The sequence below is a fragment of the Serratia sp. CoH_134_PS_4 genome (assembly GCF_058190535.1).
This window is the reverse complement of the sequence record NZ_JBXWKI010000001.1, coordinates 963791-989348: the sequence shown is the minus strand read 5'-3', so window position 1 is coordinate 989348 and position 25558 is coordinate 963791. Positions and strand designations below refer to the sequence as shown.

Sequence of the window (25558 nt, the reverse complement as noted above, 5' to 3'; positions counted from 1 at the left end):
GACCAGATACGGTAATTTTCAGTCAAAACTGAGATGCAGTACGCAAATCGAAACGGCAAAAGGGAAGGAGGCAAAATGTGTGCCACAAGGCAAGACGTCAAGCGCAGGGATATGCGAGGCCGGCGCCGTGCCTCGCAACAGGTCGAGAAGACTTAGCGTGGCAACCCGCCCCAGGAAAGCAGACTGTCGATCATTTGTTTGAGCAGGCGTTGCAAGGACGCTGCACGCTGCGGATCAAAAGCAAAGGGATACTGTTCTGACATGTAGTTCACCTGCGCCAGCTCAAGCTGAATGGCATGCAGCTGTTCTTGCGGCTGGCCATAAGCGCGAGTGATGTAACCACCTTTGAAACGGCCGTTAAGCACGTGCGTGAACTGTTGCTGCTGTTCACAACAGGCGACCAGACGATCGCTCAGCGCCGGGGCGCAGCTTTCACCGCTGTTGGTGCCCAAATTGAGGTCCGGCAGCTTACCGTCGAACAAACGTGGGATCACTGAGGCAATAGAATGCGCATCGAAGAGCAATGCGTAACCGTGTTTTGCCTTTAACCGTGCCAGTTCATCCTGCAATTGCTGGTGATAGGGTTGCCAGATGTCTTGCAGATAACGGGAACGCTCCTCATCAGAGGGTGCCTTGCCCGGCGAAAAGCTCGGACGTCCGTCAAACAGCACGTCAGGATACAGACCGGTCGTCGCGGTGGTATACAGCGGCTTATCGTCCGCGGGGCGGTTCAAGTCGATGACAAAGCGCGAATAATTACCGACCAACATGCTGGCACCCATCGCACGGGCAAAATCGTACAACTGCGGGATATGCCAGTCGGTGTCGGGTAGCGGTCGCGCGTCGTCGGTCAAACCGGCTTCGACCGCCGGCGTGAGTCGAGTACCGGCATGGGGAATGCTGATCAGCAACGGCAGGCTGCCGGCATGGAAATCAAACGGATCGCGAATAGTCATTGACGTACTTCTCCTCGGAAAATCACCGTACAGGGCAGTTGTCCGCCCAACCAGTAAGCCAGTTCAGCCGGTCGCGACAGCGGCCAGTGTACAAAATCTGCCACTTTGCCCGTTTCCAGCGTGCCATGGCTGGCTTGAAGGCCCAGCGCTTTAGCCGCGTGAGTCGTGACACCGGCAAGGGCTTCTTCCGGTGTCAGACGGAACAGGGTGCAGGCCATATTGATCATCAAACGCAATGATAGGGCCGGTGAGGTGCCTGGATTGGCGTCACTGGCAATGGCCATTGCCACACCGTGTTTGCGGAACAGGTCAACCGGTGGACATTGGGTTTCACGTAACAGGTAGTACGCCCCTGGCAGCAGTACCGCTACGGTACCGGCGTCGCCCATGGCGCGGGCATCTTGTTCGGTGGCGTATTCCAGGTGATCGGCGGATAGGGCATGGTGCTGCGCTGCCAATGTGCTGCCGCCCAGTGCAGAAAGTTGTTCGGCGTGCAGTTTCACGGGCAAACCCGCCGCTTCAGCGGCGGCGAACACTTTTGCCACCTGCGCGGGAGAGAATGCCAGGTGCTCGCAGAAGGCGTCGACCGCGTCGGCCAGCCCGGCGGCAGCCGCTTGAGGAATGATGGTGTTGCATACCAGATCGATATAGTCGTCGGCGCGGTTGGCGTATTCCGGCGGCAGGGCGTGCGCTGCCAGGCAGGTGGTTTTCACCTCTACCGGCACGTGTTCGCCCAGTCTGCGTGCGACACGCAACATTTTTAGTTCGCTTTCTGGTGTCAGACCGTAGCCGGATTTGATCTCCACGCAGGTTACACCTTCCGCCAGCAGCGGGCGCAGACGAAACAGCGCCTGTTCAAACAACCGCTCTTCATCGGCGTCGCGAGTGGCTTTGACCGTGGAAATGATACCGCCGCCTTGTGCGGCAATGTCGGCATAGCTTACACCGTTCAGACGCTGTTCGAACTCACCGCTGCGATTGCCACCGAACACCAGATGCGTATGGCAGTCAACAAAGCCTGGGGTAATGATGCCGCCGTCGAATTTCACCGTTTCATCCGCGATTAGCGCAGCCGGCATTGCCGCATGTTCACCCAGCCAGACAATTTTTCCATCACGCACGGCAATCGCGCCGTTGCTGAGCGTGTGGTATTTGCCGTCGCGCATGGTGACGATATCGGCTCCGTGCCACAGGCTGTCGCAGTGAATCTCAGTGGTCATTGCTTTTCTCCGCTGGAGCCTTGGCTCCCACATGGTTGTATATACAATTAAAAACAACCTAGCGCATTCATCGGATTGTCACAAGAGGCAGGCTAAAAATTTGTTATCGGGATGTGATCGTTGTGGAAGGGCGGGTGCAAAAGCAGCACCCGCAGGGAATTACACGTCAGTGGTGAAACGGCCGAACAGTTGATAGCGGCTGCCCGGATACAGCAGGCGCGCTGAGGTCACCACGGTTTTACCCGACCAGGTGCGGCGGTGGATCAGCAGTCCGGGTTCATGGTCCTCCAATTGCAGCAATTCACGCTCACGGGAGGTTGGCACCACCGCTTCCACGATATGCTCGCCGGCGGTCAGCGGTGCGGCCTGTGTCAGGTAGATATAGGGCGTGACGCGATCGAAATCCTGCTTCATGTAATCAGGTGCGATCAGGGGGTTCACGCAGCGGTCCTCTACCTGAACGGGAATGTCGTTTTCGTAATGCACGATCTGTGAATAAAAAAGCTGTTGGCCGGGCTGGATACCCAACGCGACCGCTTCTTCTTCGCTGGCAGGGCGTGCTTTGAGCTGCAGAATTTTGCTGCTGTGCCGATGCCCACGTGCGGCAATTTCGTCGGCAATGTTATGCACTTCCAGCAGGGCGGTGTGTGCCTTGGCTTCGGCGACAAAGGTGCCAACACCCTGCATGCGGATGAGGAAGCCTTCAGTCGTCAGCTCACGCAGTGCGCGGTTGATGGTCATACGGCTGACGCCAAGCTCGGCGACCAGCTCGCTTTCAGAAGGAACGCGTTGGTGCGGTAGCCAATGACCTGCGCGGATCTGGTTTACGATTGCCTGCTTGACCCGTTGATAAATTGGGGCGGGGGTATCGCTCATTGCAGCAGCCAGTTGTAACAGGGTCTGTTGATCAACCACGACGTTAACCTCGTCAAATAAAAAAATAATAACACCAGTTTACTGTTGATGTCGGCGTATGTATATGTATATACAACTAAGGGCCGGTTCGCCACAGCAACACGTTGGCCCTGCATTTTCGGATGCGCGATTATCGCGCGTTATCAGCCGTTACACTAACAGTGGAAGACTGCCATGCCAGCTTATTTTGCCTCACGCGCTCTGCTCCCCGAAGGGTGGGCACATAACGTCCGCCTGGATGTTGATGCGCTAGGTTACCTGACTCAGGTGACTGCCGATTCAGATCCTCAAGGCTGCACCCGATTGCACGGCGACGTGGTACCGGGCATGCCGAATCTTCATTCCCATGCTTTTCAGCGTGCGATGGCCGGGCTGGCAGAAATAGCGGGTAACCCACAAGACAGCTTCTGGACCTGGCGTGACCTGATGTACCGCCTGGTGCAGCGCTTGACGCCGGAACAGGTGGAAGTGATCGCCCGTCAACTGTATATCGAAATGCTGAAAGGGGGATATACCCAGGTTGCGGAGTTCCACTATCTGCATCACGGCGCGGACGGCAACCCTTACGCCGATCGCGGTGAAATGACGGGGCGTCTCAGCCAGGCGGCAGCACAGGCGGGGATTGGTATGACACTTTTGCCGGTGTTGTACAGCTATGCGGGGTTTGGCGGTCAGCCCGCGCAACCAGGGCAAAAGCGTTTTATTCAGAATGCGGAAAGCTATCTGGAGCAGCAGCAGGTGATTGCCCGTCAGTTGGCGGATCAACCTTTGCAAAATCAGGGACTGTGCTTCCACTCGCTGCGAGCGGTAGAACTGAGCCAGATGCAGCAGATCCTTGCCGCATCAGACAGCACCTTGCCGGTGCATATTCATATTGCAGAACAGCAAAAAGAGGTCAATGACTGTCTGGCCTGGAGTGGCCGCCGTCCGGTAGCTTGGTTGTATGATCACTTGCCGGTCGATAGCCGCTGGTGTCTGGTGCACGCAACGCATCTCGACCGTGACGAGCTGGAGCAGTTGGCGCGCAGCAAAGCGGTAGCGGGCCTGTGCCTGACCACGGAAGCGAATCTGGGCGACGGTATTTTCCCCGGCGACGCCTACCTGCAGCATCAGGGGCGTTGGGGCATCGGCTCCGACAGTCATGTCTCGCTCAATGTGGTTGAGGAACTGCGCTGGTTCGAATACGGCCAGCGGTTGCGCGATCAGCGTCGTAACCGGTTGACTACGCCAGAGCAACCGGCAGTGGCCGATGTTCTGTACCCGCAGGCCTTGCAGGGGGGGGCGCAGGCTTGTGGCGCGCCTATTGGGCGTTTACAAAGTGGTTACCGTGCCGATTGGCTGGTTCTGGACGGTGATGACCCTTATCTGGCTGCTGCACCTGACGCCGCCATTCTGAATCGCTGGCTGTTCGCCGGCGGCAAAGAGCAAATTCGCGACGTGTTTGTCGGTGGCCGGCAGGTGATTGAACAGGGGCGTCATGCCCTGCAACAGCAGAGCAGCGCAGAGTTTCTGCAGGTGCTGAAAACGTTCCAGCAGGAGGCATAATGGGCCCGACGCGTTTTGATTTTGCCTCTCTGCCGGTAACGCCGTGGCGCAATGGTGGGGGAGAAACCCGCGAGATTGCCTGTTGGCCCGCTGGCAGTCAGGATTTTGATTGGCGCGCCAGTATTGCCACTATCGCGCAGGATGGCCCTTTCTCGGCTTTCACCGGTATCGAACGGTCGATCACGTTGTTGGAAGGCGATGGTGTGCATCTGCTGAGCGACGGGCAGATTGATCATCACCTTTCGCAGGTTGGTGAGCCGTTCGCCTTTTCCGGTGATGTGGCACTGAATGCGACATTGCTCGGCGGTAGCAGCCAAGACTTCAATATCATGACCCGACGCGGCCGCTGGGCAGCTAACGTGCAGCGCGTAACTGCGGCGACGGTGTTACCCCGCCATCATGCCGGTGTGTTGTACGTGCTGCAGGGCCGTTGGTCGCTGGCCGATGGCGTCATACTGGCTGCGCGCCAAGGCGTGTGGTGGGCGGCGGATGAACACCACGGCACCTTGTCGTCGCTGGCGGAAGACAGCGTCATTCTGTGGGCCGATATCATGCCCGGCTAGACCGGGCTAGAGTCCAGCGCTAAGCTATGGGATTATTTGGTTTTCTATCCCACACAGAGAAGGGTGCATGGCCTCGCTGAAAGACGTTGCAAAACTTGCCGGGGTATCGTTAATGACGGTATCCCGTGCCATCAACGAGCCCGATAAGCTGCGGCCGGAAACCTACCAACGCGTCAAATTGGCGATTGACCAACTCGACTATGTGCCCGATCTCGCGGCACGGCGCATTCGCGGCGACAGCAGCCGGGTGCAAACGCTTGGCGTTTTGGCGCTGGATACTGCAACCACACCGTTTTCTGTGGAAATGATCCTGTCGATTGAAAAAACGGCGCGCGAGCACGGTTGGAACAGCTTTGTCGTTAACCTGTTCGCCGACGACAACGCTGAGCACACCATTGACCTGCTATTGGCACATAGACCGGATGGGGTGATCTTCACCACCATGGGGCTGCGCCAGGTGACCCTCCCGGCCAAGCTGCTGGATAAAAAACTGGTGCTGGCGAATTGCGTCAGTCCGGAACATCGGGTCGCCAGTTACATTCCTGATGATGAACAAGGCCAGTACGACGCAATGTGTACGCTGATCGCCAAAGGCTATCGTGCCCCCTTGTGTATTCACTTACCTGAAACCACCCTGGCAGCGGGCCTGCGTCGCCGCGGCCTGGAGCGTGCCTGGCGTGACGCGGGGGGGGATGTGAGCCAGTTGCGTCAGTATCATCTCGATTTGACGGATGGTGACGAGCATTACCGCGACAGCGTAGAACTGCTGGAAAGGCACTTTTCACCTGGGCAGCGCGACTGTGATGTGGTGGTGTGCGGGAACGATCGGGTAGCATTTATGGTGTATCAGGTGCTCTTGGCGCAGGGCTGGAAAATACCTCAGCAGGTAGGCGTTTTGGGCTATGACAACATGGTGGGGATTGGTCAACTGTTCCTGCCACCGCTGACGACGGTACAGTTGCCACATTACGAACTGGGCCGTCAGGCGGCGCTGCATCTGATCAATCAGCTCGATCACCAGGATACGCGGAAAGTCGCTTGCCCACTGTTGCTGCGCGAATCACTTTAATCCATCAGGGCTCAATAAATGCGCGCTGGTAATCAATGGCTGGGAACCGGCCCGAACATGTTCGACCCGATTTATCCCTTGCAGATGCAATGGGGCGCAGCATATAAACTGTGCCCCTCACACCAAACAGGCGTTTATTCCCAGATGCTGTCCAATTCCCAGGCCTGTAATGCAGCAAACTGCGCCTGTCCACTTTCGGCAAACAGGCTAACGCCTTGATGACCGTCGGCCGGGTAGATACGGCTGGTTAGACAGGCAACGCCCTGATTGACGAAGACCTCCAACGATGATCTGTCGATAAAGATCTGTAACGACAGCCCTTCCCCCGCCGGTAGTGGCACGCTGCGACAACCACATAGACCGGGATCCTCACTGAACCGCTCCAATACCAGGCGATGCGCCTGATTATCGACGTACAGCCGTGCAGCCTTACCGATAGCGATACCGTAACGCTCGGCATTACTGTCAGCCAGATTCAGCGTCAGGGCTAATTCCTGCACTTCTCCCGCTAACATTTGACGTTGGTTGCACAGCGATACCGCAGCCAGAGATTGTTGCTGCCCACGCAATGCCGCCAACTCGCGTGCCGGGTTCATCAGTACGTTTCCATCGGCCGCCAGCGTCAACTCGCGGGGCAGGGTAAGGGCGCCGGCCCAGCCGTGCGCTTTGCTCGGCATCGGGGATTCCCACATGTCCATCCAGGCGAACAGCATGCGTCGGCCATCGGCGGTGGTAAAGGTTTGTGGCGCATAGAAGTCGTGCCCGTTGTCCAGTTCGCAAAACGCTTGGGTAACGTTGAAATCATTGCCGGGTTGCCAGTGACCAAGCAAATAGCCGCTCTGGAATCGATTGCGATTGCGATATCCCTGCGCCGCCAACCCTTGTGGGGAGAATAGCAACACCTGCTTTTCCCCTAACGGGAAGAAGTCGGGACACTCCCACATATAGCCCTGATGCAACGTCTTTGCAGCGCTCAATACGCGATCAAACTGCCAGTCGTGCAGATCGTTCGAACGGTAAAGACGCGCTTGTCCCAACCCGTTCTCCTTGGCACCAACCACCATCCACCATTGGTCGCCGGCGCGCCAGACTTTTGGATCGCGAAAGTGCTGGATACCCTCTGGCGGCGTTAGCACCGGCCCGTGTTTAACGAAATGGATCCCATCTTCGCTGGTGGCCAGGCATTGCACCTCGCGTACCTGATCATCATCACCTTCTTTGCCCAGCCAGACGTGGCCGGTATAGATCAGTGTCAGTATGCCGTCATTATCCACCGCACAGCCTGAGAAGCAGCCGTCTTTGTCATCATCATCGCCAGGTGCCAGGGCGACAGGTTGGTGCTGCCAGTGCGTGAGATCTTGGCTGGTCGCGTGGCCCCAGTGCATTGGTCCCCAGTTCTCATCATACGGGTGGTGTTGATAGAACACGTGATAGACACCGTTAATACAGATCAGGCCATTGGGATCGTTGATCCAGCCTGCGGCCGGAGCCAGATGAAAGCGTGGGTAGTACTGCTCCTGACGTTGTGCGCGCAGGGCTTCGACCGCATGATCGGCTTGAGCTAAGGCATTTTTCATTGGGTTGGCTCACTTGATTTTATCGTGGATTGAAATGGATGCGTGCTGATCACGGTCTCGCCGCGCAGCAAAAAGCAGGAAATCAGTGTGGTACCGGCCACCGCGCAGCCCATCAGCAAATAGGTGTCAGCAAAACCGATGCGGTCATAACCGTAACCCGCCAAGGGGGCCAGAATGCCGGCAACGATCTGGCTGATAAATTGAAATCCGACCAGATACAAGGTGGAGGACAGGCGACTGTCGAAGCGCGTAGTGATGTACTTGAACATCGCTACCAGCAGGATCGGCAATTCTACGGCGTGCAGTAACTTCATGGCGGAAATCATCAGTGCGCCGCTGGCCATGCCGGAACCGAACATGCGCAGTGCCATTACGCTACTGGCCAGCAACAGACTCTGTTTGATGCCGATGCGGTTAACCAGCAGCGGTGCGAGGAACATGCCGCCGGCCTCCAGAAACACCTGCAGTGAGTTGAGGAAACCGTACATACGGTTGCCTTCTTCGTGGGTGGCGAACTGCGAGGCGAAATAAACCGGGAACTGCTGATCAAACACGCCGTAGATGCTGGTGCCGAGTACGAATACCACGAGTGCCCAGAACCCCGGTAAGCGCAGCAATGCCAGGGCGTCCTGCAGTTTCAGGTTTTCCGGCTTGCCGTACTCGAGACCGGCCATGGCATTGGGTTTCAGCTCACGCACTTGCCACAGTAACAGCAGAAACACTGCCGCCGAGGCCGAGGCGATCCAGAAGTTGATGTTGGGGTTGATATTGTAGTTAAAACCGGCAAAGAAGGTGGCGCTGGCCCAGCCCAGAGAGCCCCACATACGCGCCCGGCCAAATTCGAAACCGACGATGCGGCTGACACGTTCGGTATAGGATTCCAATGCGCCAATCCCGGCGTTGAACGCCAGGCTGACAAATACGCCGCCGACCAATGCGCCGGCCACCAAATTGGTTTGCAGTAGCGGGGCATAGACGTAGATAAAGAAGGGGCCGGTGAGTAACAGCAATACCCCGACAAACAGCAGCAGATGTTTACGCAGCCCGAGTTTGTCCTGAATAAAACCGTACAGCGGCTGTGCGCACAGCGCCATGATCGACATTGCGGAGAAGATGAGGCCGGTTTCTGTCCCTTTAAGGCCAATTTTCTGGTTCAGCCAGATCGAAATCAGTGAAAAGCTGGATGACCAGGTAAAGAAGAAGAAAAACAACAGGCCGCTGAGAAGTGCATAATATTTTTTTGTTTCGCGGTTCATGTGAAATGCCCTGATGGATGAAATTAGCCCTATTGTTAACGTTAACTTTGCGCCAAATAAAGTCATCAAAACGAGAGGTTGCGATGTTAATCACAAAAGTTAACGTTAACATTTTACTGGTGTGATCGAAATCACTCAGCGAGAAAATAGGGCGCGCAGAGCGCCCAAAAGGAATTAACGCTCGTTGAGCGAACGCAGATGGTCGTCACGCCGCAGGGTCATCAGCGCGAACAGGCTGACAACCGACGTGGCGACCACATAGTAAGCGGGAATGTCGAGGTTGCCGGTCTGTTTAATAAGACCGGTGATGATTAACCCCGCGGAGCCGGAAAACACGGCATTGGACAGCGAGTAGGCCAGCCCCAGGCCGGTATAGCGCACCTGGGTAGGGAACATTTCTGCCAGCATAGCGGGTCCTGGGCCGGCGAGCAGGCCGACGACAGCACCGGCGATCATCACCGCGATACCCTTGGCCAGCAGCGAGCTCTGCGGATCTTGCAACAGGTGCAACAGCGGGAAGGTAAACAGGATCACCGCCACCACCGCGGTCAGCATGACCGTTTTGCGTCCCAATTTATCGCTAAGGATACCGGCGGGCAGAATAGTCAGTGCGAAGCCGATGTTGGCCAGCACGGTGGCGACCAGCGCCTGTTGAAAGGTTGCGTGCAGCGAGGTTTGCAGGTAGGACGGCATGACCACCAGGAAGGTGTAACCGGCAGCCGACCAGCCCATCATGCGGCCAATGCCGATCACAATGGTTTTCACGACGCCGCTTACCTTCACGGCGGGTGCCTGCGTGGCTGTGTGGCGCGTCTGTTGTGCCTGGGTAAAGGTGGGTGTTTCTTGCAGTTTTAGCCGCAACCACAGTGCTACCGCCCCCATGGGTAACGCGAGCAGGAAGGGAATTCGCCAGCCCCAGTCATGCAATTGCTCTGTCGTTAATAATGCGGCTAACAGTGCCACCAGGCCTGCGCCGGCCAATAGCCCGAACGCCACGGTCAATGATTGCCAAGCCCCGAACAGGCCACGTTTACCCTTTGGCGCAAACTCGGTCATGAGCGACACCGCGCCACCAAACTCACCGCCGGCAAACAGCCCCTGAAACATACGTAATAACGTCAGCAACAGTGGGGCGGCGACGCCAATGGAAGCGTAAGTTGGCATTATGCCAATCAATGCAGTGGCTACCGTCATCAGCAGCAATACCGCAATTAACGTCGGCCGGCGACCAATGCGGTCGCCGATACGACCGAAAATCACGGCGCCGATCGGGCGACAGAAAAAGGCCAGCGCAAAGGCGGCATAGGTGAGGATCAGGCTGGTGATTTCACTTTCACCCTGGAGGGTAAAAAAATTGGCGGCGATCACGGTGGCGAGAAAACCGTAAACGCCGAATTCATACCATTCGATAAAGTTGCCGACCGAACCGGCCAGCAAGGCCTGACGCGACTGGCGTGCGTCGATAACCGCCGTTTGTGTGTCCATCCCCATTCCCGTGTCTTTGAATTATTGTCATTCAGTTCTAAATTCTTATGACAAAACAATCAATTATTTTAAACAGGAAGTGTGAGACGGGATTCACCATGGCAAAGGGGCGACCTCGCGTCCGTTTTCAGCGTAGTACAAGGAGGGCAGAAATTGTGCCAGATAGCTGAATTCATTGTAACAATGGCGCATCAGGTTAAAACCGACTTCATCCGGTAATTCGTCATGTGCGTTGGTGCAGGATTTCCCCAGTAAGAAGCGGCTGCGCAACACGCAACCATAAGGGGTGTCCCGAACCAGGTGCAGCATTTCTCCGTCGAGAGGGTCGCCGTTATCGTTCAACGCTACCTGTTCGCCGAAACCGATGCGGGCGCAAATCGCAGCAGATAACGCCTGGCTTTCGCGTGCCTGCTGCAAGGCGTGTGCAGCAAAGAAGTCTTCGGCGGCATGGAACTTCAGCCGAGCCGGTGTCGGTGGCATTTCCGCTAGCCACTCCACCGCGTCGATGCTGGCCCCGACATAGCTTTCCCCTTTTTTCCAGTGGGCGTCCCAGCCTCGGTGTTCGACGTGATCGTGCGGATGCCACCAGCGGATGTGTTGCGTGGTTTCAAAAAAGGTAAACCACCACTCCAGCATACGGCCTTTGCAGCCGTGCAGGTCGGTACGAATAGCCACGGTCAACAAACCGTCCATGCTACGTGTCAGCCCCATCTCCAGCCGCAATGGTTCCGGTTTAAGCAACGCGTTGATATCATTAACGCCCCAAGGGAGCACCAGCGATTGATGTGTCATAACGGTCATCCTTTTTGTTTAGGAAACTAATTTTGTTTCCAAAATAAGACTATGCCGGTATGCTGTCTCTGTCAACGCTGTAGAGGATTAATCATGGCAAATGAAACAGACGCTCAATCGCGTTCACGCGGAAGGCCAGCGGTCCCGGAAAGCGAGCTGCGGGCCGCCGTGGTGGAGGCGACCCTGCAACTCCTGCTGACGCAGGGCTATGCCGCGACGACAGTGGACGCGGTGGCAAAACAGGCAGGCATGGCCAAAAAGACCCTGTACCGCTTTGCTGAAAACCGAGAGGCACTGGTGATGCAGGCGGTAGCAAGTTGGCCGGACGCTTTTCAGCCGGTGTTCGAACAAGATCCACAACAGGTGGCAGAACTGCCGATGTTGTTGGAACAAGGCTTACGGGCGATAGCACGGCAGGTATTGAGCGCACAGGCCCTGGGGATGTTTCGTCTGTTACAAGGCGAGTTTCCAGGCCGGGAAGCGCTGTTGGTCATCTACCAGCGCAACGGTATTGAACGCGGTCGGGCTATTGTGGCTGATTGGCTGCAACGCCAACAGCGGCGCGGCTGGCTACGTGAGCTGGAATACACCCAGATCAGCGATCTGCTGCTGGCGATGGTGATAGCGGAACCGTTGCGCCAAATGGCACTGGGGCTGTTGCCACCGGGCAGTGAAATCGATGATCGCATCGCGGCTGCGGTGGCGGTGTTGTTGCCTGGATTGCTCAGCGCGCCGTTGCCGGCGCCCTGAGCGTGGGGGAGGTCTGCTGGCTTACTTGCCGTATTGACGTAATACTTGCTCGGCGGCTGCAAAATCTGGGGCTAGCGGGCGATCTGTCTCGATAAAGGGGACCTGTTTGCGTACCGCAGCGTAGAGTGCTGCAGTAGGTGCAGAGAGCACAAAACCATTGTGGCGTTGCTGGCGTAAGTCCACGGCCTGTGCGTCATGAACCAGCAGAATGCCCAGCAATTGATAACTGTTATCCACTTGCTGCTGAACGCGCTCAACCACCGACGGGGCATTGGTGGCGATGTCTTCGATATCGCCGGCGACTGGGAAGTAATCAAGCGACACTGGCATTGCCAGCTCTTTGTTGCGCATTGCCAGCATCATGACCGGTTTTTCCATCGCACCAAAGGCATGTACCGTATGATCCGTGCCGAGAAAACGCGTCAGGCCAGTAAATGCAGGGTTGTTCAGTTTGACCACCTGTTGTGCGCTGGCCAGCGAGTTGTGCGCCAAGGCTAACCCCAATTGTTCGAAGGCCAACACCCACGGAAGGGGCTCAAAGTTGGCGCTGGGGAGCACGGCACCCTGCAGGTCGCCTTCACTGACGTACCCGACGGCCTCTTGCGGTCGCTGTGACGGTGCTGTCACGTTCAGTGCGACACCCGGATTGTCATCAGAACTGTTCAACTGCACCAGTAACTGATCGTAAGCTTGCTGATAGCTGCGTTGAAGTTCTCCTAAAAGATAGACGCCGGAGCGGAAGCTAAGTGGGTCTTGCAAGGGGCGGCTGTCGTCGTGTTGCCACAGGCTGGAGCCGGCCAGCAGCTCACGCAGGTTTTTCCCCGTGGCTGCCACTTCGGGATAAGGGCGCAATGCCAGGGTATTGGCAAGGAAAGGGGATACGTTGCCATTTAGCGCTTGCAGACTGAGCGCGTAGGTCAAGGTATTAACCTGTATCAGGTGAGACAATGAATCCAGGGCTAATGCGCCGCTGGCGGCAGAGTAAGCATTAGAGCTGAGGATCGATAACGCGTCTTTGGCATAAGGAGCAATGGGCGGCGTTTGGCTGCTATGCAATGCCGTTTTGGCCGCCACCTTTTTACCTTGGTAATAGACGTCGCCTTCGCCGAGCATCGCCAGTCCGACGTGGCTAATTACCGTAATGTCGCCTTCACCCACGGAACCCTCTGCGGGGATGACCGGTGTGATACCTTTATTCAGGAAGGCGACATAGGCGTCGACAATCGCTGGCTGAACGCCACCGCCACCGCTCAACAAGGCGTTGAGGCGGGTTACCATGGTCGCCCGCGCGACTCGAATGCTCATGGGGTTACCGATGCCGCCAGAGTGGGCATGCAACAGGCCGACGTTAAATTTCTTCGATGCCTCTACCACTTCTTGCGTTAGCTTGCCGTGTACATCGACCATCGGGCGGTCTTTGTTCAGGCCTACGCCGACCGTCAACCCATAGATTTTCAACCCGTTCTGCGCAGCTTGTATTAATACCTTATGTGACATTGTCACGCGCTCCATTGCTGCCGGAGCCACTGCCAATGCTTCGCCATCGGCGACGTTGGCGACAATCTGCGGGGTAAGAGAGTGGCCGTCGAGGGTTACGGTGGCTGCCCCGATCTGGCTGTAACCGAGCGTGAGCAGGATCAACAGCGATAACGTCAATTTTCCTGGCATGATAAATAGACCCTTATTATTGATTTTTATGATGTTGTAATCGCGATCTGGTTTAGAACTGCCGCTGTGGGCGACGGGCGATCAAATACAGGGTGATCAGCGCCAATAAACTGGCGATCATCACGTACCAGGCTGGGGCAAAACGGGTACCGGTATTTTGGGTTAACCAAGTGAGGATTGCCGGGGCAAAACCACCGAACACGGTGACAGCCAGGTTGTAAGAGACGGACATGCCGCTGGCACGGACTTCGGTAGGAAAGAGATCTGATAAGGCTGCGGGCGCCACGCCGACGAACAATGACACCAGCACGCAAAACAGTGTCTGCACCAGTATCAGCATCGCCGTGGTGTGGTAGGCATCCAGCAGCAACAACAATGGGTAGCTGGCGACCAGCAGTAGCGCAGCCCCGGCCTGCAAGATCTTCAGTGTCCCTATCCGGTCTGACCAGGCACCGGCAGCGACACAACACACCACCATAAAGCAGTTGCCGATCAGCGCTGCCAAAAACGCCTGGTGGCTTTCGAAGTGCAGTACGCGCTGGACGTAAATCGGCATATAAATAATCAGCGCATAGACACTCACGGCCCATAGGATTGACAGCCCGGTACCCAGCAGGACGGCATGGCGATGGGTACGGAATAACAAGCGCAACGGCATCTCTGGTGCACGTTTCTCTTGCAGCCGTCGCGCCTGTTCCTCGGCGAACAGGGGCGTTTCTTCGAGCGTTTTACGCATCCACAGGCCGATCGGGGCGATTGACAGGCCGATAATGAAGGGAATGCGCCAGCCCCAGTCACCCACTTGCTCGTGGCTAAGTGTCAGCGTGACGGCTGTCGCCACCAGTGCGCCAAGGATATTGGATATCCCCATGCTGGCCTGCAGCCATGAAGCGTACTGGCCTTTTTGATCCTTGGGGGCATGTTCGATCAAGAATGCCGCGGCACCGCCAACTTCACCGCCTGCGGAAAACCCTTGCAGCACTCGGCCACACAGGATCAGCAGTGGTGCCCCTATACCAATGGCGCTATAGGGGGGAGCAAAGGCAATGATTGCGGTACCGACGGCCATGGTCATTATCGTCAGCGTCAGAGCGGCCTTACGGCCGACCCGGTCGCCGTAAGCGCCGATCACCAATGCACCGAGGGGGCGAATGACGAACCCGAGGCCGAAGGCCAGAAAGGCTTCAAACAATTGGGTGCCGGGATCGTTCGGGTGAAAGAAGTTCTGCGCGATATACACCGCAAAAAAAGCGTATACCGAGAAGTCATACCACTCCAGCGCATTACCGACAGAAGCGGCGGCAATCGCTTTGCGCCCACTGCTTTTTTTACGCGGCGTGACACTGGCGTCAGTGGCCAACAGAGGCGATATTGAGGGAGCCGTGCTTTTATTCATCGTTGTTCTCCACGAGGCAGTGAGATATACGGCAGGGATTTTTCAGCAATCTCGTCCAGTGACTCTTGATAGCCGGCGTCGGCGTAGCGCATCACGCCCGTGCTGGTGTCGTTAGTCATCGACAGTTGCAGGCGCTGTGCCGCCGCAATGCTGCCGTCAGCAACGGTGGTGATGCCAGAGCTGGTCATATAACCGCTGTAACCGCCGCCACCGGAGTGAATGGCCACCAGATCCGCCATAGAGGCACAGTTGACCAAGGCATTGAGCAGCGGCCAGTCGGCGATCGCATCGGAGCCATCCTTCATCTTTTCAGTCATGATATTAGGATGTGCCATCGCACCGGCATCGAGATGATCGCGTGTGAAGGCGATCGGACCGGACAGGCGCCCGTCTGCCACCATACGGTTCACCTCTAGCGCTAGCTCGGTACGTTCACCGTGACCAAGCCAAGCGATGCGCGCCGGTAATCCCTCGAACGGAACATGCTTACGTGCCAGGGTGATCCAATTACTGACGATGCGATTGTCGGCAAAACGCTGCAGCAGATAGTCATCAATCACGCGAATGTCGTCGCTGTTATTGGACAGGGCTATCCAGCGGAACGGGCCGATAGCGCGGCAAAACAGCGGGCGAAGGAAGGCCTCTGTGAAAATAGGGATCTCGAATGCACGCTCAACGCCGCCCTGATGGGCGTGAGTGCGTATGAGATTGCCGTTGTCGAACACCACCGCACCGCGATCCATAAAACCGATCATGGCCTGTACGTGCTGAACGATTGAACGGCGGCTGGCATCCATCAGGGCATTGATGTCTGTTTCGCGCTGTGTCGCCACCTGAGCGAGGCTATAGCCCGCAGGGACATAGCCGTAAACCAGGTCATGCGCTGCTGTTTGGTCGGTGACGATATCAGGGATGACACCACGGGCCAAAATAGCCGGGTAGATCTCGGCGGCGTTGCCTAGCAGGGCAACAGAAAGGGCCTCTTTGCGCTGTTGGGCGGCAGCGATCATCGCCAGTGCCTGGTTGAGATCTGCCGCTTGATGCTGAAGAAAACCATTTTTCAGCCGCTTGTCGATGCTGGCTTGATTGACTTCGATGGTCAGAATCGCGGCATTGGCCAGGGTGCCTGCCAGTGGTTGGGCACCGCCCATGCCACCCAATCCGGCGGTAAGAATAAAACGCCCGCGTAGATCGTTGTCAAAATGCCGTTCGGCAATGCGCGAGAAGATTTCATAGGTGCCCTGGATCACGCCCTGCGAACCGATATATTGCCAGTCACCGGCGGTCAGTCCTCCCCAGCAGATCAGATTCTCTTTTTCCCAGCGGTAGAAGTTTTCCGCTTTCGCCCATTGGCCGACCATATTGCAATTGGCCATGATCACTAACGGTGCATTGGCGTGGGTTTGCAACACGCCGATGGGTTTGCCGGACTGCACCAGCAAGGTCTGATCTTCACGCATGGTTTTCAGTGCGTGAACAATGGCATCGTGTGATGGCCAATCACGTGCGGCCCGGCCCAGAGCGGCATACACCACCAGTTCATCCGGGTTTTCGCCTACCGCCAACACATTCTCCATCAGGCGCAGCAGGGCCTCTTGTCGCCAGCCGAGGCAGCGTAATTGGGTGCCGGAGGTGACCCCAAAGGTTCTTTTCATGCGGCATCTCCTGTCGGCAGGTAACTGCGTAGATCAATACCCAGCGTTTTCTCCACCGGGGGATAGACCGCAGGATCGGTAACCGAAGACGAGAGCGGGAACTGCGAGTGATGCATATGGAAAATCACGACGTCCATCCCGGCTTTCAGTTGCCCTGCGCTGATCGGGTTACCGGCCATATCCAGTGTGGTGATGACGTCCGGATAACTGGCAATTCGCTCACCATGGGCATCTTCTACTGCCATATGCTCATTCATGACGTGGATGCGGCGCAGCCCATTCCCCTGACCAATCGTCACAATACCGACGTCAAACGCCTCTTCGGTATAGCGCAAACTGTTGTCGGCAACGACGCCGCTGCCGATGATTTGACCGCCGGTGTGGCGGCAAATCGCGTCGACAACGTCACGGCCCTGTGCCGCCAGAATGCTTTCACCTAATGAGATCGCCTGACTGATTCCCCCCAGTGCCGCGTGTTGGCGTACATAGGCGGCCGGTATCGGGTTGCGGCAACTGGCGATGAACCCGCCGGACATGTCGGCCGCTTTGCGCAGCACTGGCGATACCTTGGCGGTGGCACCTTTCACGACCAACTCGATATAGGCATTATGGTTACGGTTACCACCGACGGCGGCCTGGATCATGGGTTGCGGGCTGGAGGCCAGGCCAATAGAACCCATATCACCGGTGGGATGGGCGCGCAGGTCGCCAACGGCATCAACGACCTTGCAGCCGAGGATTGCCGCAGGCAACCAGCCGTTGAGGGTACTGGACATACCATTTTGGCCAACCATCAATCCCGCGATAGGGGCGCCCAGTTCCTGTTGTACCAGTTGGACCGCCTTGACGTAGTCGACACCCAGCATCTGCCAATCGGTCAGACCGCCGGGGGCGCCAATTGCCGCAGCGGTGGCGATCCAGGCGTCATCGGCCAACTCATCAAGAGTCACTAACTCTGGCCGCCCAATGGTCACGGCCAACCGCCCCAGTTCCAGGCCGTGGGCCACCCAGCCGCCACCGCCGCAGGCAAATACCGAACCGCCTTTTACTGCGGCTTCTACATCATCAAGTGTTAAAACACGCCCCATGGTCTGTGCTCCTGAAAGTATCGGTGAGATTGCGCTTGAATGAATAATCTGTGAATAGTTGCGCTACCGGAATTCGATACTAGGGGGCGGTTAACTAAAATGTCGCATTACTTTTTATCACCTGCGTATAACAAAATGTTAACCCGTGGCCTGGAAAAAATAATGCGCCGCCGTCATGAGGGACAGCGGCAAGGGAAAGGGCGAAAAAATGGCCTAGCGCGACCAGTGGATCTGTACTGACTCCAGGGTATGGATAAACGCTTGTGCCAAGCGCGACAACGGTTCGTACATGCCATGCACGATACTGATAGGGGTATTTGCAGTGGGTTCTATCGGCCGGAAAACCACCTTGGTCCACACCGGTCCGTTGGCGGTAATTTCGTCGATCAATGCGATACCTACCCCGGCTTGCACCAATGCACAGGCGACATGGATCTGCTGCACCTCAACGGTGGGTCTCAGAATAATGTCGGCATCGTTCAACAGTTTGCGTACCAGCTGGCCGATAGGGATGTCGGCACCGTAGCCAATGAAGGGTTGGTCGATTAACTCTTCGATGCCAATCACATTTTTAGCCGTCAGTGGATGAGAAGCGGGCAGCGCCACCACTAATCGGTTCTCGTACAATTGACGCGAATGCACGTTGGGATGGCCCTCATGCAGAAAGGCGACGCCCAATTCGACCTGTTGTGTCAGCACCGCTTGCAAGAGCACATCCGGGATCATGGTGTGCAGAATTACCCGTGCTTCAGGCAGTTGTGCGTGAAACTTGGCGATAGCACTGGGGATAAGGCCTTGGCCTAAACTTGGGCTACAGGCAATGCGCAGGTGTCCCATGCGGTTTTGGATCAAATCCTCCGCCACTTCGTTGACCCGCTGTACTCCTTGATACACAGAGTTGACTTCGACAAACAGGTGGCGAGCTTCTGGCGTGGGGTACAGCCGCCCCTTGATACGCTCAAATAACGTCAGGCCTAACCGTTGCTCGGTATAGGCGATGAGTCGTGAAACTGCCGGTTGAGAAACGTGCAGCAGTTTTGCGGCACCGCTGATCGAACCGGTCAGCATAATGGCGCGAAACACTTCGATTTGTTTGAGGTTTAAACGCACACGTCCTCCACGGGTAGTTAACATTTTGTTATGCATGAGTGATAAACAAGCATAAGACAGAATAGATAGCCTCACCCTACACTGCCCTTGGTATCGGCACAACTGGTCGATTGATAACCTGAGATAACTGCATTTTTATGCAGTTATCGGAAGGGGGTAATAAGGAGAGAGGCATGATGAATCTGAGTCAACGACCCGAGCTGGTGGTAAAGGGCAATCTGGTGGATGCCGAACGGGTGACACCTGACGGCTGGCTGGCGATCGCTGGCGGTAAAATCATTGGGAGCGGCAGTGGACAAGCCCCCGAGGCATGCAAAGTCATTGAGGCCAGCGGCAAGTGGATCCTGCCCGGCGTGATTGACGGTCAGGTACATTCTGGCAGCCAGGCGAATCAGGAAGGGCTGGGGTGGGCATCGCGCGCGGCGGCGGCGGGGGGGATCACGGTGATGGTTGATATGCCCTATGACGACCCCGAGCCTGTGGCTTGCCGCGCACTGCTGGACGCCAAGATTGCCGAGGTCGAGCGTGACTGCCATGTTGACGTGGCCTTGTTTGGTACCCTTAATGCAACCTACGGTTTTGACGCCGCCGCGGGTCTGATTGAAGGTGGCGTGTGTGCCTTTAAATTCTCTACCTTTGAGGCCACACCGGGACGCTTCCCTCGAGTGGATGAGGATGACCTGATGCACGCCTTTGAGCTGATTGCGCCCACGGGGCTGGCCTGTGCGGTACACAACCAAATGCAGGAGCTGACGCGTAAGAATATTCAACGGATGATCGACAAGGGGGATACCGGCTGGGATGCTTTTATGCGTGCCCATACGCCCTTGATCGAAAATCTGGCGACGGCGCTGATTTATGAAATGGGGGCAGAAAGCGGTGCTCGCGCCCATGCGGTGCATGTTTCTACCTCACGCGGTTTCGAGCTGTACCGGATGTATCGACAGGCCGGGTATCCCGTCAGTATTGAAACGTGCGTTCAGTACCTGATGCTCAATCACGAACAGCATACGCGCCAATTTGGTGCCAAAACCAAACATTACCCACCGATCCGCCCAAAAGCGGAAACGGAACGACTGTGGAGCCATATTGCACAGGGCGATTGTACTTTCGTTTCGTCCGACCACGTCAGTTGGGGGCTGGAGCGGAAAGGGGATGCCAACGTGTTCAAAAATGCGTCCGGTGGTCCCGGATTGGAAACCTTGCTGCCCGCACTGTGGACAGGATGTGAGCAACACGGCATCGCACCGACGACCGTGGCACAACTGTTGTGCCGCAACCCTGCGCGTCATTTCCTTCTCGACGATCGCAAAGGGGCGTTCAACCCCGGCATGGACGCTGACTTTGTCATTCTGCGGCCGGAACATTATCGATTCGACCCGGCTAACAGTCTGTCAGCCGTCAAATGGAGCGCTTTTGAGGGCATGGAGTTTAGCGTGCGGGTAGAAGCAACCTATTGCCGTGGTGAGGCGGTTTTCGTCGATGGGCATATTGTTAACACTCCGGGGACAGGCCAGTTCCTGCGTCCACACATTGCCAGAGGAGAAAACCAATGACAGCGTTAATCGATAGCGGACGCTTATGGGCAAGGGTCAATCATCTGGCACAGATGACGCTGCCGGACGTCCCCTGGACACGGCGTGCCTTTACACCGCTGTTCAGTGAGGCGCGTATCTGGCTTGCTGAGCAAATGCAGCTGGCCGGACTGACAGTGACGTTGGATGAGGCGGGCAATCTGATCGGACGTCGTGCAGGGCTACGCAATGATTTGGCACCACTCGTCACGGGGTCACATTGCGATACCGTGGTGGGCGGCGGGCGCTATGACGGCATTATCGGCGTATTGGCGGGGATAGAAATAGCCCATAGCCTGCACCAACAGACAATTGCTTTGCAGCATCCGTTTGAGGTGATCGATTTTCTGTCCGAAGAGCCGAGTGATTATGGCATTTCTTGCGTTGGCAGCCGGGCGCTCAGCGGTGAGTTGGACAGTGGCATGCTGGCGGCGAAGAACGCACAGGGTGAAACACTGGCGGAGGCAATGGCTCGTATCGGTGCTCAGCCTGAAAAGCTGGCCCAGCCGCTGCGCCTGCCCGGGGGGACAGCAGCTTACCTTGAATTGCATATAGAACAGGGCCCAGTGTTGGAGCACCAACGGCTGCCGATAGGGGTTGTAACGCATATTGTCGGCATTCGCCGTGTATTGGTGACTGTGGTTGGGCAACCGGATCACTCGGGCACCACGCCTATGGATATTCGTCGCGATGCACTGGTCGGTGCGGCACATGTGATAGAGCAGGCCCATGCCGCGGCATCACGACAAAGCGGCAACCCGCATTATGTGGTAGCGACCGTGGGCCGTATCGCTATGACGCCGAATGTACCCAACGCCGTACCGGGGCGGGTGGAGTTAATGCTTGAAGTCCGAAGCGACAGTCAGCAAGTATTGGACAGCTTTCCTGAGGTCCTGCTGGAGCAGTGCCTTTCGCGGTTACAGGCGTTGGGTTTGCAGGCGGAATTGCAGCACGTTAGCCGTGCGCGCCCTACCGCCTGCGCGGAATCGGTGATGCAGGCGATTGATAATGCTGCGCAATCACTTGGGTTGGCCAGTCGTCGTTTGCCTAGCGGCGCTGGACATGACGCCGTTTACATGGCACCGACCGGGCCGGTGGGAATGGTGTTTATTCCTTGCCTGAACGGGCGCAGTCATTGCCCTGAGGAATCGATTACCGAGCAACAGTTGGCGGATGGCGCCAGGGTGTTGGCACAGGCATTGATTAATTTGGATAAGCAACTGGCGTAAAAAAGGGGCCAATCGGCCCCTGAATCGTGAATATCTCTTTGCTTATGGGACTGAGCGCAACGTGCTGCGCCCCGTTGCCTTACAGTTTAGGTCCCGCATTCACCAATTTTTCCCCTGCAGGGGTCAGGGTATATTTAGCGAAGTTGTCGATAAAACGCTGCGCCAGATCCTGCGCTTTTTCCTGCCAGAGCGATTCGTCAGCGTAAGTTTTGCGCGGATCGAGGATCGAAGGATCAACGCCCGGCAACGCTGTCGGCACTGCCAGGCCAAAGATCGGCAGGGTAAAGGTGTCGGCGTGTTCAATCTCACCGTTCAAGATAGCGTCGATGATGCCGCGTGTGTCCTTAATGGAAATACGCTTGCCGCTGCCGTTCCAACCGGTATTAACCAAATAGGCCTGGGCGCCGGCGGCTTCCATACGTTTAACCAGCACTTCGGCATATTGCGTCGGGTGCAGCGTCAGGAAGGCTGCGCCGAAACAGGCAGAGAAGGTTGGGGTTGGGGTGGTGATCCCACGTTCAGTCCCCGCCAGCTTGGCCGTGAAACCGGACAGGAAGTGATATTGGGTTTGTTCCGGCGTCAGGCGAGATACCGGTGGCAGCACCCCGAAAGCGTCCGCAGTCAGGAAGATGATTTTCTTCGCATGGCCCGCTTTAGACACCGGTTTGACGATGTTTTCGATGTGGTCGATCGGGTAAGAAACACGGGTGTTTTCGGTTTTGCTGGCGTCATCAAAATCAATGCTGCCATCGGCCAATACCTGCACGTTTTCTAGCAGCGCGTTGCGGCGGATCGCCTGGTAGATTTCAGGCTCTGCCTGCTGAGACAGCTTAATGGTCTTGGCGTAGCAGCCGCCTTCAAAGTTAAACACGCCGTCATCATCCCAGCCGTGTTCGTCATCGCCGATTAACTGACGTTTGGGATCGGTGGAAAGGGTGGTTTTGCCGGTGCCGGACAGGCCAAAGAACACTGCCACATCACCTTGTTCGCCAACGTTCGCAGAACAGTGCATTGAAGCGATGCCCTGCAGCGGCAGCAGGTAGTTCATGATCGAGAACAACCCTTTTTTCATTTCGCCGCCGTACCAGGTTCCGCCGATCAGCTGCATACGTTCAGTCAGGTTAAAGGCAACGAAATTCTCTGAATGCAGCCCCTGTTGTTGCCAGTCCGGGTTGGTGCATTTGGCCCCGTTCATCACCACGAAGTCCGGTTCGAAACGTTGCAGTTCTTCGTCGGTCGGGCGGATAAACATGTTTTTGACGAAGTGTGCCTGCCAGGCCACTTCGGTGATGAAGCGGACCTTCAGGCGGGTATCGGCATTGGCACCGCAGAACGCATCCACAACAAACAGGCGCTTGCCGGACAGTTGGTTGCCCACCAATGTTTTCAGATGTTGCCAGACCTCGGGCGACAGCGGCTGGTTGTCATTTTTGCCGGTGCCGTTGTCGGACCACCAGACGGTATCGCGCGTGGTGTCGTCACGCACAATGTATTTGTCTTTCGGTGAGCGGCCAGTGAACTCGCCGGTATCGACGTTAACCGCACCCAATGTGGTTAGCGTTCCGCGCTCCAGTGCCGGCAGGTCGGCACGGGTTTCCTCAGTGAAGAGTTGCTCGTAGCTTGGGTTATGGACGATTTCGGTAGCCTGATGGATGCCGTAACGGGCCAGCGTTTGTGGGGTAATAGCGATTGAAGACATATCCTACTTCCTTATTAGTTCTATGCCCGCTGACTTTCGGGCCGCAGCAAAACTACCCGCATTCAGTAAGCCGCAGGGCATATATTATGTGCCTGTTTTCTGCACGGTGCCGCGTACAGAGAGAGGCTCGGGTACAGCTGACCGGATTCAGCTAATTGCCGCTCCGGTTCTCATTAATAAACGCGCGGATTTTTACTTCCACCTATAGCATAGCAGTGAATTTACGACTGATTATTTTAATTACAAAACGCTGACGATAATTAATTAAAACCAACATCGGCGAAGGTTCACAATATTGGATTAATAAGGCGTAATTTAGTTTTGTATTTTTATTTTTTATCATATTGTCAGTGCTGTCCACTATTTTATTTATTATAAGAAATCTAATTTATCCAGATAATGGCTTGTTTTAACGCTTTAAATTACTCCACGTATCGTTAGACGATCCGCTCCATACTGAACACTTGTCAGCAGGGTGAATAATGAAACAGATAAATGCAGAAATTGCGTGTGAGAAAGAAACACCGCAGCCTGATCCGTCAAGATTAATTAACCAAATCCGGCAGATGGATATCGGTGCAGTACCGGTTGCACTGTTTATCACTATTTGTGCCATTGTTGCCGTTTCGGCCTACGCCAACTTCTTGCCAAAGAATATGATCGGTGGTCTGGCGGTGATCATGACACTGGGTTTTGCGCTGGCACAGTTAGGGAAAAGTATTCCTGTGCTGCGCGATATTGGTGGTCCGGCGATTCTGTGCCTGATGGTGCCTTCAGTATTGGTTTACTTTAATTTCTTCCAGCCGAACGTAATGGCAACCGTTCATCTGCTGATGAAAGACGCTAATCTGCTGTACTTTGTGATCGCCAGTTTGGTGGTCGGCAGTATTCTTGGCATGAACCGGGTGATCCTGATTCAGGGCATGATCCGCATGTTTGTGCCTTTGGTCGTCGGCACGGTGACGGCCGTGGTGACGGGGCTGTTGGTGGGTAAGTTGTTTGGCTTTACTTTCTATCACACCTTCTTCTTTATCATTGTGCCGATCATCGGTGGCGGCATTGGTGAAGGCATTTTGCCCCTGTCACTGGCGTATTCTGCCATTCTGGGATCAACACCAGACGTGTATGTGGCGCAACTGGCACCCGCAGCGGTATTGGGCAATATCTTCGCCATCGTAGCGGCAGGTGTGTTGGCCCGTCTGGGTATGAAGCGCAAGGCATTGAGCGGCGATGGCATGCTAATCCGCTCGGCGCAAGAAAACGCCGTGTTTGCCATTAAAGAAACCAGCGGTAACGTTGATTTCCAATTGATGGGGGGCGGGCTGTTGGTGATTTGCGCCTTCTTTATCGTCGGTGGTCTGTTCGAACACATTGTGCATATCCCTGGCCCGGTGCTGATGATCTTGTTTGCGGTACTGTGCAAATACTGCCGAGTGATACCCACCTCAATGGAAACGGGAGCACACAGCTTTTATAAATTTGTTTCCACCGCGCTGGTGTGGCCGCTGATGATTGGCTTGGGTATGTTGTATGTGCCGTTAGAAAGCGTGGTAGCCGTCTTTTCAGTAGGTTATGTGGTGGTCTGCGGTTCAGTGGTGTTGTCTATGGGGTTGGTGAGTTTCCTTATTGCGCCTTATTTAAAAATGTACCCGGTTGAGGCGGCGATTGTGACCTGTTGCCACAGTGGATTAGGGGGGACCGGCGACGTAGCGATCCTCTCCGCATCCAACCGCATGGGATTGATGCCTTTCGCGCAAATTGCCACGCGTATTGGCGGCGCTTCTACCGTCATTGGTGCGACGCTGCTATTGGGTTGGTTAATCTGAGTCCAAATGACATTATGGATACCGGGGTGGATTGCCCCGGTTTTTTTATTTGTGTCGCGGGCTAATAATAAGCACCAAAGCGTAATGGGAAAGGGCGTCATTATTTTAATGAGGTGAGGCGGTATTTTAATTAAAAGTGTCTATGCTTTTTGTTAAGGGATTATCGTTCTCATTAAGAGTGCTCA

Annotated in this window: 20 protein-coding genes; 7 read left to right on the top strand and 13 right to left on the bottom strand. The window is 55.9% G+C overall.

Annotated features, from left to right (window positions below; all coding sequences use genetic code 11):
- Positions 1-152: 152 nt before the first annotated feature.
- The 3 genes from hutG to hutC form a co-directional block, all read right to left on the bottom strand.
- Positions 153-956 carry an N-formylglutamate deformylase gene (gene hutG, locus AC2FCQ_RS04560; protein WP_490307644.1) on the bottom strand — a complete coding sequence of 268 codons (804 nt, stop codon included), beginning with the start codon at positions 954-956 and terminating at the stop codon, positions 153-155.
- Positions 953-2176: an imidazolonepropionase gene (gene hutI, locus AC2FCQ_RS04555; RefSeq protein WP_265557121.1), complete on the bottom strand. Its 1224-nt coding sequence runs from the start codon at positions 2174-2176 to the stop codon at positions 953-955. The genes hutG and hutI overlap by 4 nt, the downstream gene beginning before the upstream one ends.
- Before the next feature lie 159 nt (positions 2177-2335).
- Entirely contained in the window at positions 2336-3052 is a 717-nt protein-coding gene (gene hutC, locus AC2FCQ_RS04550; protein WP_245209773.1) for a histidine utilization transcriptional repressor HutC, read from the bottom strand.
- Positions 3053-3265: 213 nt separating this feature from the next.
- Here hutC and AC2FCQ_RS04545 point away from each other — a divergent pair, with 213 nt between their 5' ends.
- The 3 genes from AC2FCQ_RS04545 to AC2FCQ_RS04535 all read left to right on the top strand — a co-directional run bounded on the left by AC2FCQ_RS04545 (position 3266) and on the right by AC2FCQ_RS04535 (position 6268).
- Complete coding sequence (locus tag AC2FCQ_RS04545; protein WP_265557120.1) at positions 3266-4636, top strand: formimidoylglutamate deiminase; 1371 nt, start codon at positions 3266-3268, stop codon at positions 4634-4636.
- Positions 4636-5199 carry a HutD/Ves family protein gene (locus AC2FCQ_RS04540; protein WP_490307643.1) on the top strand — a complete coding sequence of 188 codons (564 nt, stop codon included), beginning with the start codon at positions 4636-4638 and terminating at the stop codon, positions 5197-5199. The genes AC2FCQ_RS04545 and AC2FCQ_RS04540 overlap by 1 nt, the downstream gene beginning before the upstream one ends.
- A gap of 67 nt (positions 5200-5266) precedes the next feature.
- The gene (locus AC2FCQ_RS04535) at positions 5267-6268 is read left to right on the top strand and encodes a LacI family DNA-binding transcriptional regulator (RefSeq protein ID WP_490307642.1); all 1002 of its coding nucleotides are present in this window, start codon (positions 5267-5269) and stop codon (positions 6266-6268) included.
- A gap of 134 nt (positions 6269-6402) precedes the next feature.
- Here AC2FCQ_RS04535 and AC2FCQ_RS04530 read toward each other — a convergent pair whose 3' ends face one another.
- From AC2FCQ_RS04530 to AC2FCQ_RS04515, 4 genes are all read right to left on the bottom strand, one after another.
- The gene (locus tag AC2FCQ_RS04530; RefSeq protein WP_490307641.1) at positions 6403-7845 is read right to left on the bottom strand and encodes a glycoside hydrolase family 32 protein; all 1443 of its coding nucleotides are present in this window, start codon (positions 7843-7845) and stop codon (positions 6403-6405) included.
- Entirely contained in the window at positions 7842-9101 is a 1260-nt protein-coding gene (locus AC2FCQ_RS04525) for an MFS transporter (protein ID WP_209632955.1), read from the bottom strand. The genes AC2FCQ_RS04530 and AC2FCQ_RS04525 overlap by 4 nt, the downstream gene beginning before the upstream one ends.
- Before the next feature lie 174 nt (positions 9102-9275).
- Positions 9276-10586 (bottom strand): MFS transporter, encoded by a 1311-nt coding sequence (locus AC2FCQ_RS04520; RefSeq protein WP_265557117.1) that lies wholly within the window; start codon positions 10584-10586, stop codon positions 9276-9278.
- A 93-nt stretch (positions 10587-10679) separates the two neighbouring features.
- The gene (locus tag AC2FCQ_RS04515; RefSeq protein ID WP_490307640.1) at positions 10680-11378 is read right to left on the bottom strand and encodes a DAPG hydrolase family protein; all 699 of its coding nucleotides are present in this window, start codon (positions 11376-11378) and stop codon (positions 10680-10682) included.
- A 93-nt stretch (positions 11379-11471) separates the two neighbouring features.
- On the opposite strand from AC2FCQ_RS04515, the gene AC2FCQ_RS04510 reads away from it, so the two are divergent.
- Positions 11472-12128: a TetR/AcrR family transcriptional regulator gene (locus AC2FCQ_RS04510; RefSeq protein ID WP_209632958.1), complete on the top strand. Its 657-nt coding sequence runs from the start codon at positions 11472-11474 to the stop codon at positions 12126-12128.
- Between the two features lie 21 nt (positions 12129-12149).
- On the opposite strand, the gene AC2FCQ_RS04505 is transcribed toward AC2FCQ_RS04510, so the two are convergent.
- The 5 genes from AC2FCQ_RS04505 to AC2FCQ_RS04485 form a co-directional block, all read right to left on the bottom strand.
- Positions 12150-13796, bottom strand: coding sequence for an HAL/PAL/TAL family ammonia-lyase (locus AC2FCQ_RS04505; protein WP_490307639.1), 1647 nt, complete (start codon positions 13794-13796; stop codon positions 12150-12152).
- A gap of 52 nt (positions 13797-13848) precedes the next feature.
- Positions 13849-15192 carry an MFS transporter gene (locus tag AC2FCQ_RS04500; protein WP_209632960.1) on the bottom strand — a complete coding sequence of 448 codons (1344 nt, stop codon included), beginning with the start codon at positions 15190-15192 and terminating at the stop codon, positions 13849-13851.
- Positions 15189-16847 (bottom strand): thiourocanate hydratase, encoded by a 1659-nt coding sequence (ertB, locus tag AC2FCQ_RS04495; RefSeq protein ID WP_209632961.1) that lies wholly within the window; start codon positions 16845-16847, stop codon positions 15189-15191. The genes AC2FCQ_RS04500 and ertB overlap by 4 nt, the downstream gene beginning before the upstream one ends.
- Positions 16844-17935: a thiohydantoin desulfurase gene (gene ertC / locus AC2FCQ_RS04490; RefSeq protein ID WP_209632962.1), complete on the bottom strand. Its 1092-nt coding sequence runs from the start codon at positions 17933-17935 to the stop codon at positions 16844-16846. The genes ertB and ertC overlap by 4 nt, the downstream gene beginning before the upstream one ends.
- 213 nt (positions 17936-18148) lie before the next feature.
- On the bottom strand, positions 18149-19045 hold the full coding sequence (locus AC2FCQ_RS04485) for a LysR family transcriptional regulator (protein ID WP_209632963.1): 897 nt from the start codon (positions 19043-19045) through the stop codon (positions 18149-18151).
- 173 nt (positions 19046-19218) lie between these two features.
- Here AC2FCQ_RS04485 and ertD point away from each other — a divergent pair, with 173 nt between their 5' ends.
- Both ertD and ertE read left to right on the top strand, forming a co-directional pair.
- Positions 19219-20601: a hydantoin-5-propionate amidohydrolase gene (gene ertD / locus AC2FCQ_RS04480; protein ID WP_490307638.1), complete on the top strand. Its 1383-nt coding sequence runs from the start codon at positions 19219-19221 to the stop codon at positions 20599-20601.
- A complete protein-coding gene (gene ertE, locus AC2FCQ_RS04475; protein WP_490307637.1) occupies positions 20598-21848 on the top strand; it encodes an N-carbamyl-l-glutamate amidohydrolase ErtE in 1251 nt (416 codons plus the stop codon). The genes ertD and ertE overlap by 4 nt, the downstream gene beginning before the upstream one ends.
- A gap of 79 nt (positions 21849-21927) precedes the next feature.
- Here ertE and pckA read toward each other — a convergent pair whose 3' ends face one another.
- Positions 21928-23547, bottom strand: coding sequence for a phosphoenolpyruvate carboxykinase (ATP) (gene pckA / locus AC2FCQ_RS04470; RefSeq protein WP_209632966.1), 1620 nt, complete (start codon positions 23545-23547; stop codon positions 21928-21930).
- Between the two features lie 482 nt (positions 23548-24029).
- Between pckA and AC2FCQ_RS04465 the strand changes: the two genes are divergently transcribed.
- Positions 24030-25373 carry a 2-hydroxycarboxylate transporter family protein gene (locus AC2FCQ_RS04465; RefSeq protein WP_209632967.1) on the top strand — a complete coding sequence of 448 codons (1344 nt, stop codon included), beginning with the start codon at positions 24030-24032 and terminating at the stop codon, positions 25371-25373.
- Positions 25374-25558: the final 185 nt, after the last annotated feature.

Bases quoted from the DNA above. Each gene is read 5' to 3' on its own strand.
- hutG (WP_490307644.1), bottom strand. From the start codon at position 956: ATGACTATTCGCGATCCGTTTGATTTCCATGCCGGCAGCCTGCCGTTG.
- hutI (WP_265557121.1), bottom strand. From the start codon at position 2,176: ATGACCACTGAGATTCACTGCGACAGCCTGTGGCACGGAGCCGATATC.
- hutC (WP_245209773.1), bottom strand. From the start codon at position 3,052: ATGAGCGATACCCCCGCCCCAATTTATCAACGGGTCAAGCAGGCAATC.
- AC2FCQ_RS04545 (WP_265557120.1), top strand. From the start codon at position 3,266: ATGCCAGCTTATTTTGCCTCACGCGCTCTGCTCCCCGAAGGGTGGGCA.
- AC2FCQ_RS04540 (WP_490307643.1), top strand. From the start codon at position 4,636: ATGGGCCCGACGCGTTTTGATTTTGCCTCTCTGCCGGTAACGCCGTGG.
- AC2FCQ_RS04535 (WP_490307642.1), top strand. From the start codon at position 5,267: ATGGCCTCGCTGAAAGACGTTGCAAAACTTGCCGGGGTATCGTTAATG.
- AC2FCQ_RS04530 (WP_490307641.1), bottom strand. From the start codon at position 7,845: ATGAAAAATGCCTTAGCTCAAGCCGATCATGCGGTCGAAGCCCTGCGC.
- AC2FCQ_RS04525 (WP_209632955.1), bottom strand. From the start codon at position 9,101: ATGAACCGCGAAACAAAAAAATATTATGCACTTCTCAGCGGCCTGTTG.
- AC2FCQ_RS04520 (WP_265557117.1), bottom strand. From the start codon at position 10,586: ATGGACACACAAACGGCGGTTATCGACGCACGCCAGTCGCGTCAGGCC.
- AC2FCQ_RS04515 (WP_490307640.1), bottom strand. From the start codon at position 11,378: ATGACACATCAATCGCTGGTGCTCCCTTGGGGCGTTAATGATATCAAC.
- AC2FCQ_RS04510 (WP_209632958.1), top strand. From the start codon at position 11,472: ATGGCAAATGAAACAGACGCTCAATCGCGTTCACGCGGAAGGCCAGCG.
- AC2FCQ_RS04505 (WP_490307639.1), bottom strand. From the start codon at position 13,796: ATGCCAGGAAAATTGACGTTATCGCTGTTGATCCTGCTCACGCTCGGT.
- AC2FCQ_RS04500 (WP_209632960.1), bottom strand. From the start codon at position 15,192: ATGAATAAAAGCACGGCTCCCTCAATATCGCCTCTGTTGGCCACTGAC.
- ertB (WP_209632961.1), bottom strand. From the start codon at position 16,847: ATGAAAAGAACCTTTGGGGTCACCTCCGGCACCCAATTACGCTGCCTC.
- ertC (WP_209632962.1), bottom strand. From the start codon at position 17,935: ATGGGGCGTGTTTTAACACTTGATGATGTAGAAGCCGCAGTAAAAGGC.
- ertD (WP_490307638.1), top strand. From the start codon at position 19,219: ATGATGAATCTGAGTCAACGACCCGAGCTGGTGGTAAAGGGCAATCTG.
- ertE (WP_490307637.1), top strand. From the start codon at position 20,598: ATGACAGCGTTAATCGATAGCGGACGCTTATGGGCAAGGGTCAATCAT.
- pckA (WP_209632966.1), bottom strand. From the start codon at position 23,547: ATGTCTTCAATCGCTATTACCCCACAAACGCTGGCCCGTTACGGCATC.
- AC2FCQ_RS04465 (WP_209632967.1), top strand. From the start codon at position 24,030: ATGAAACAGATAAATGCAGAAATTGCGTGTGAGAAAGAAACACCGCAG.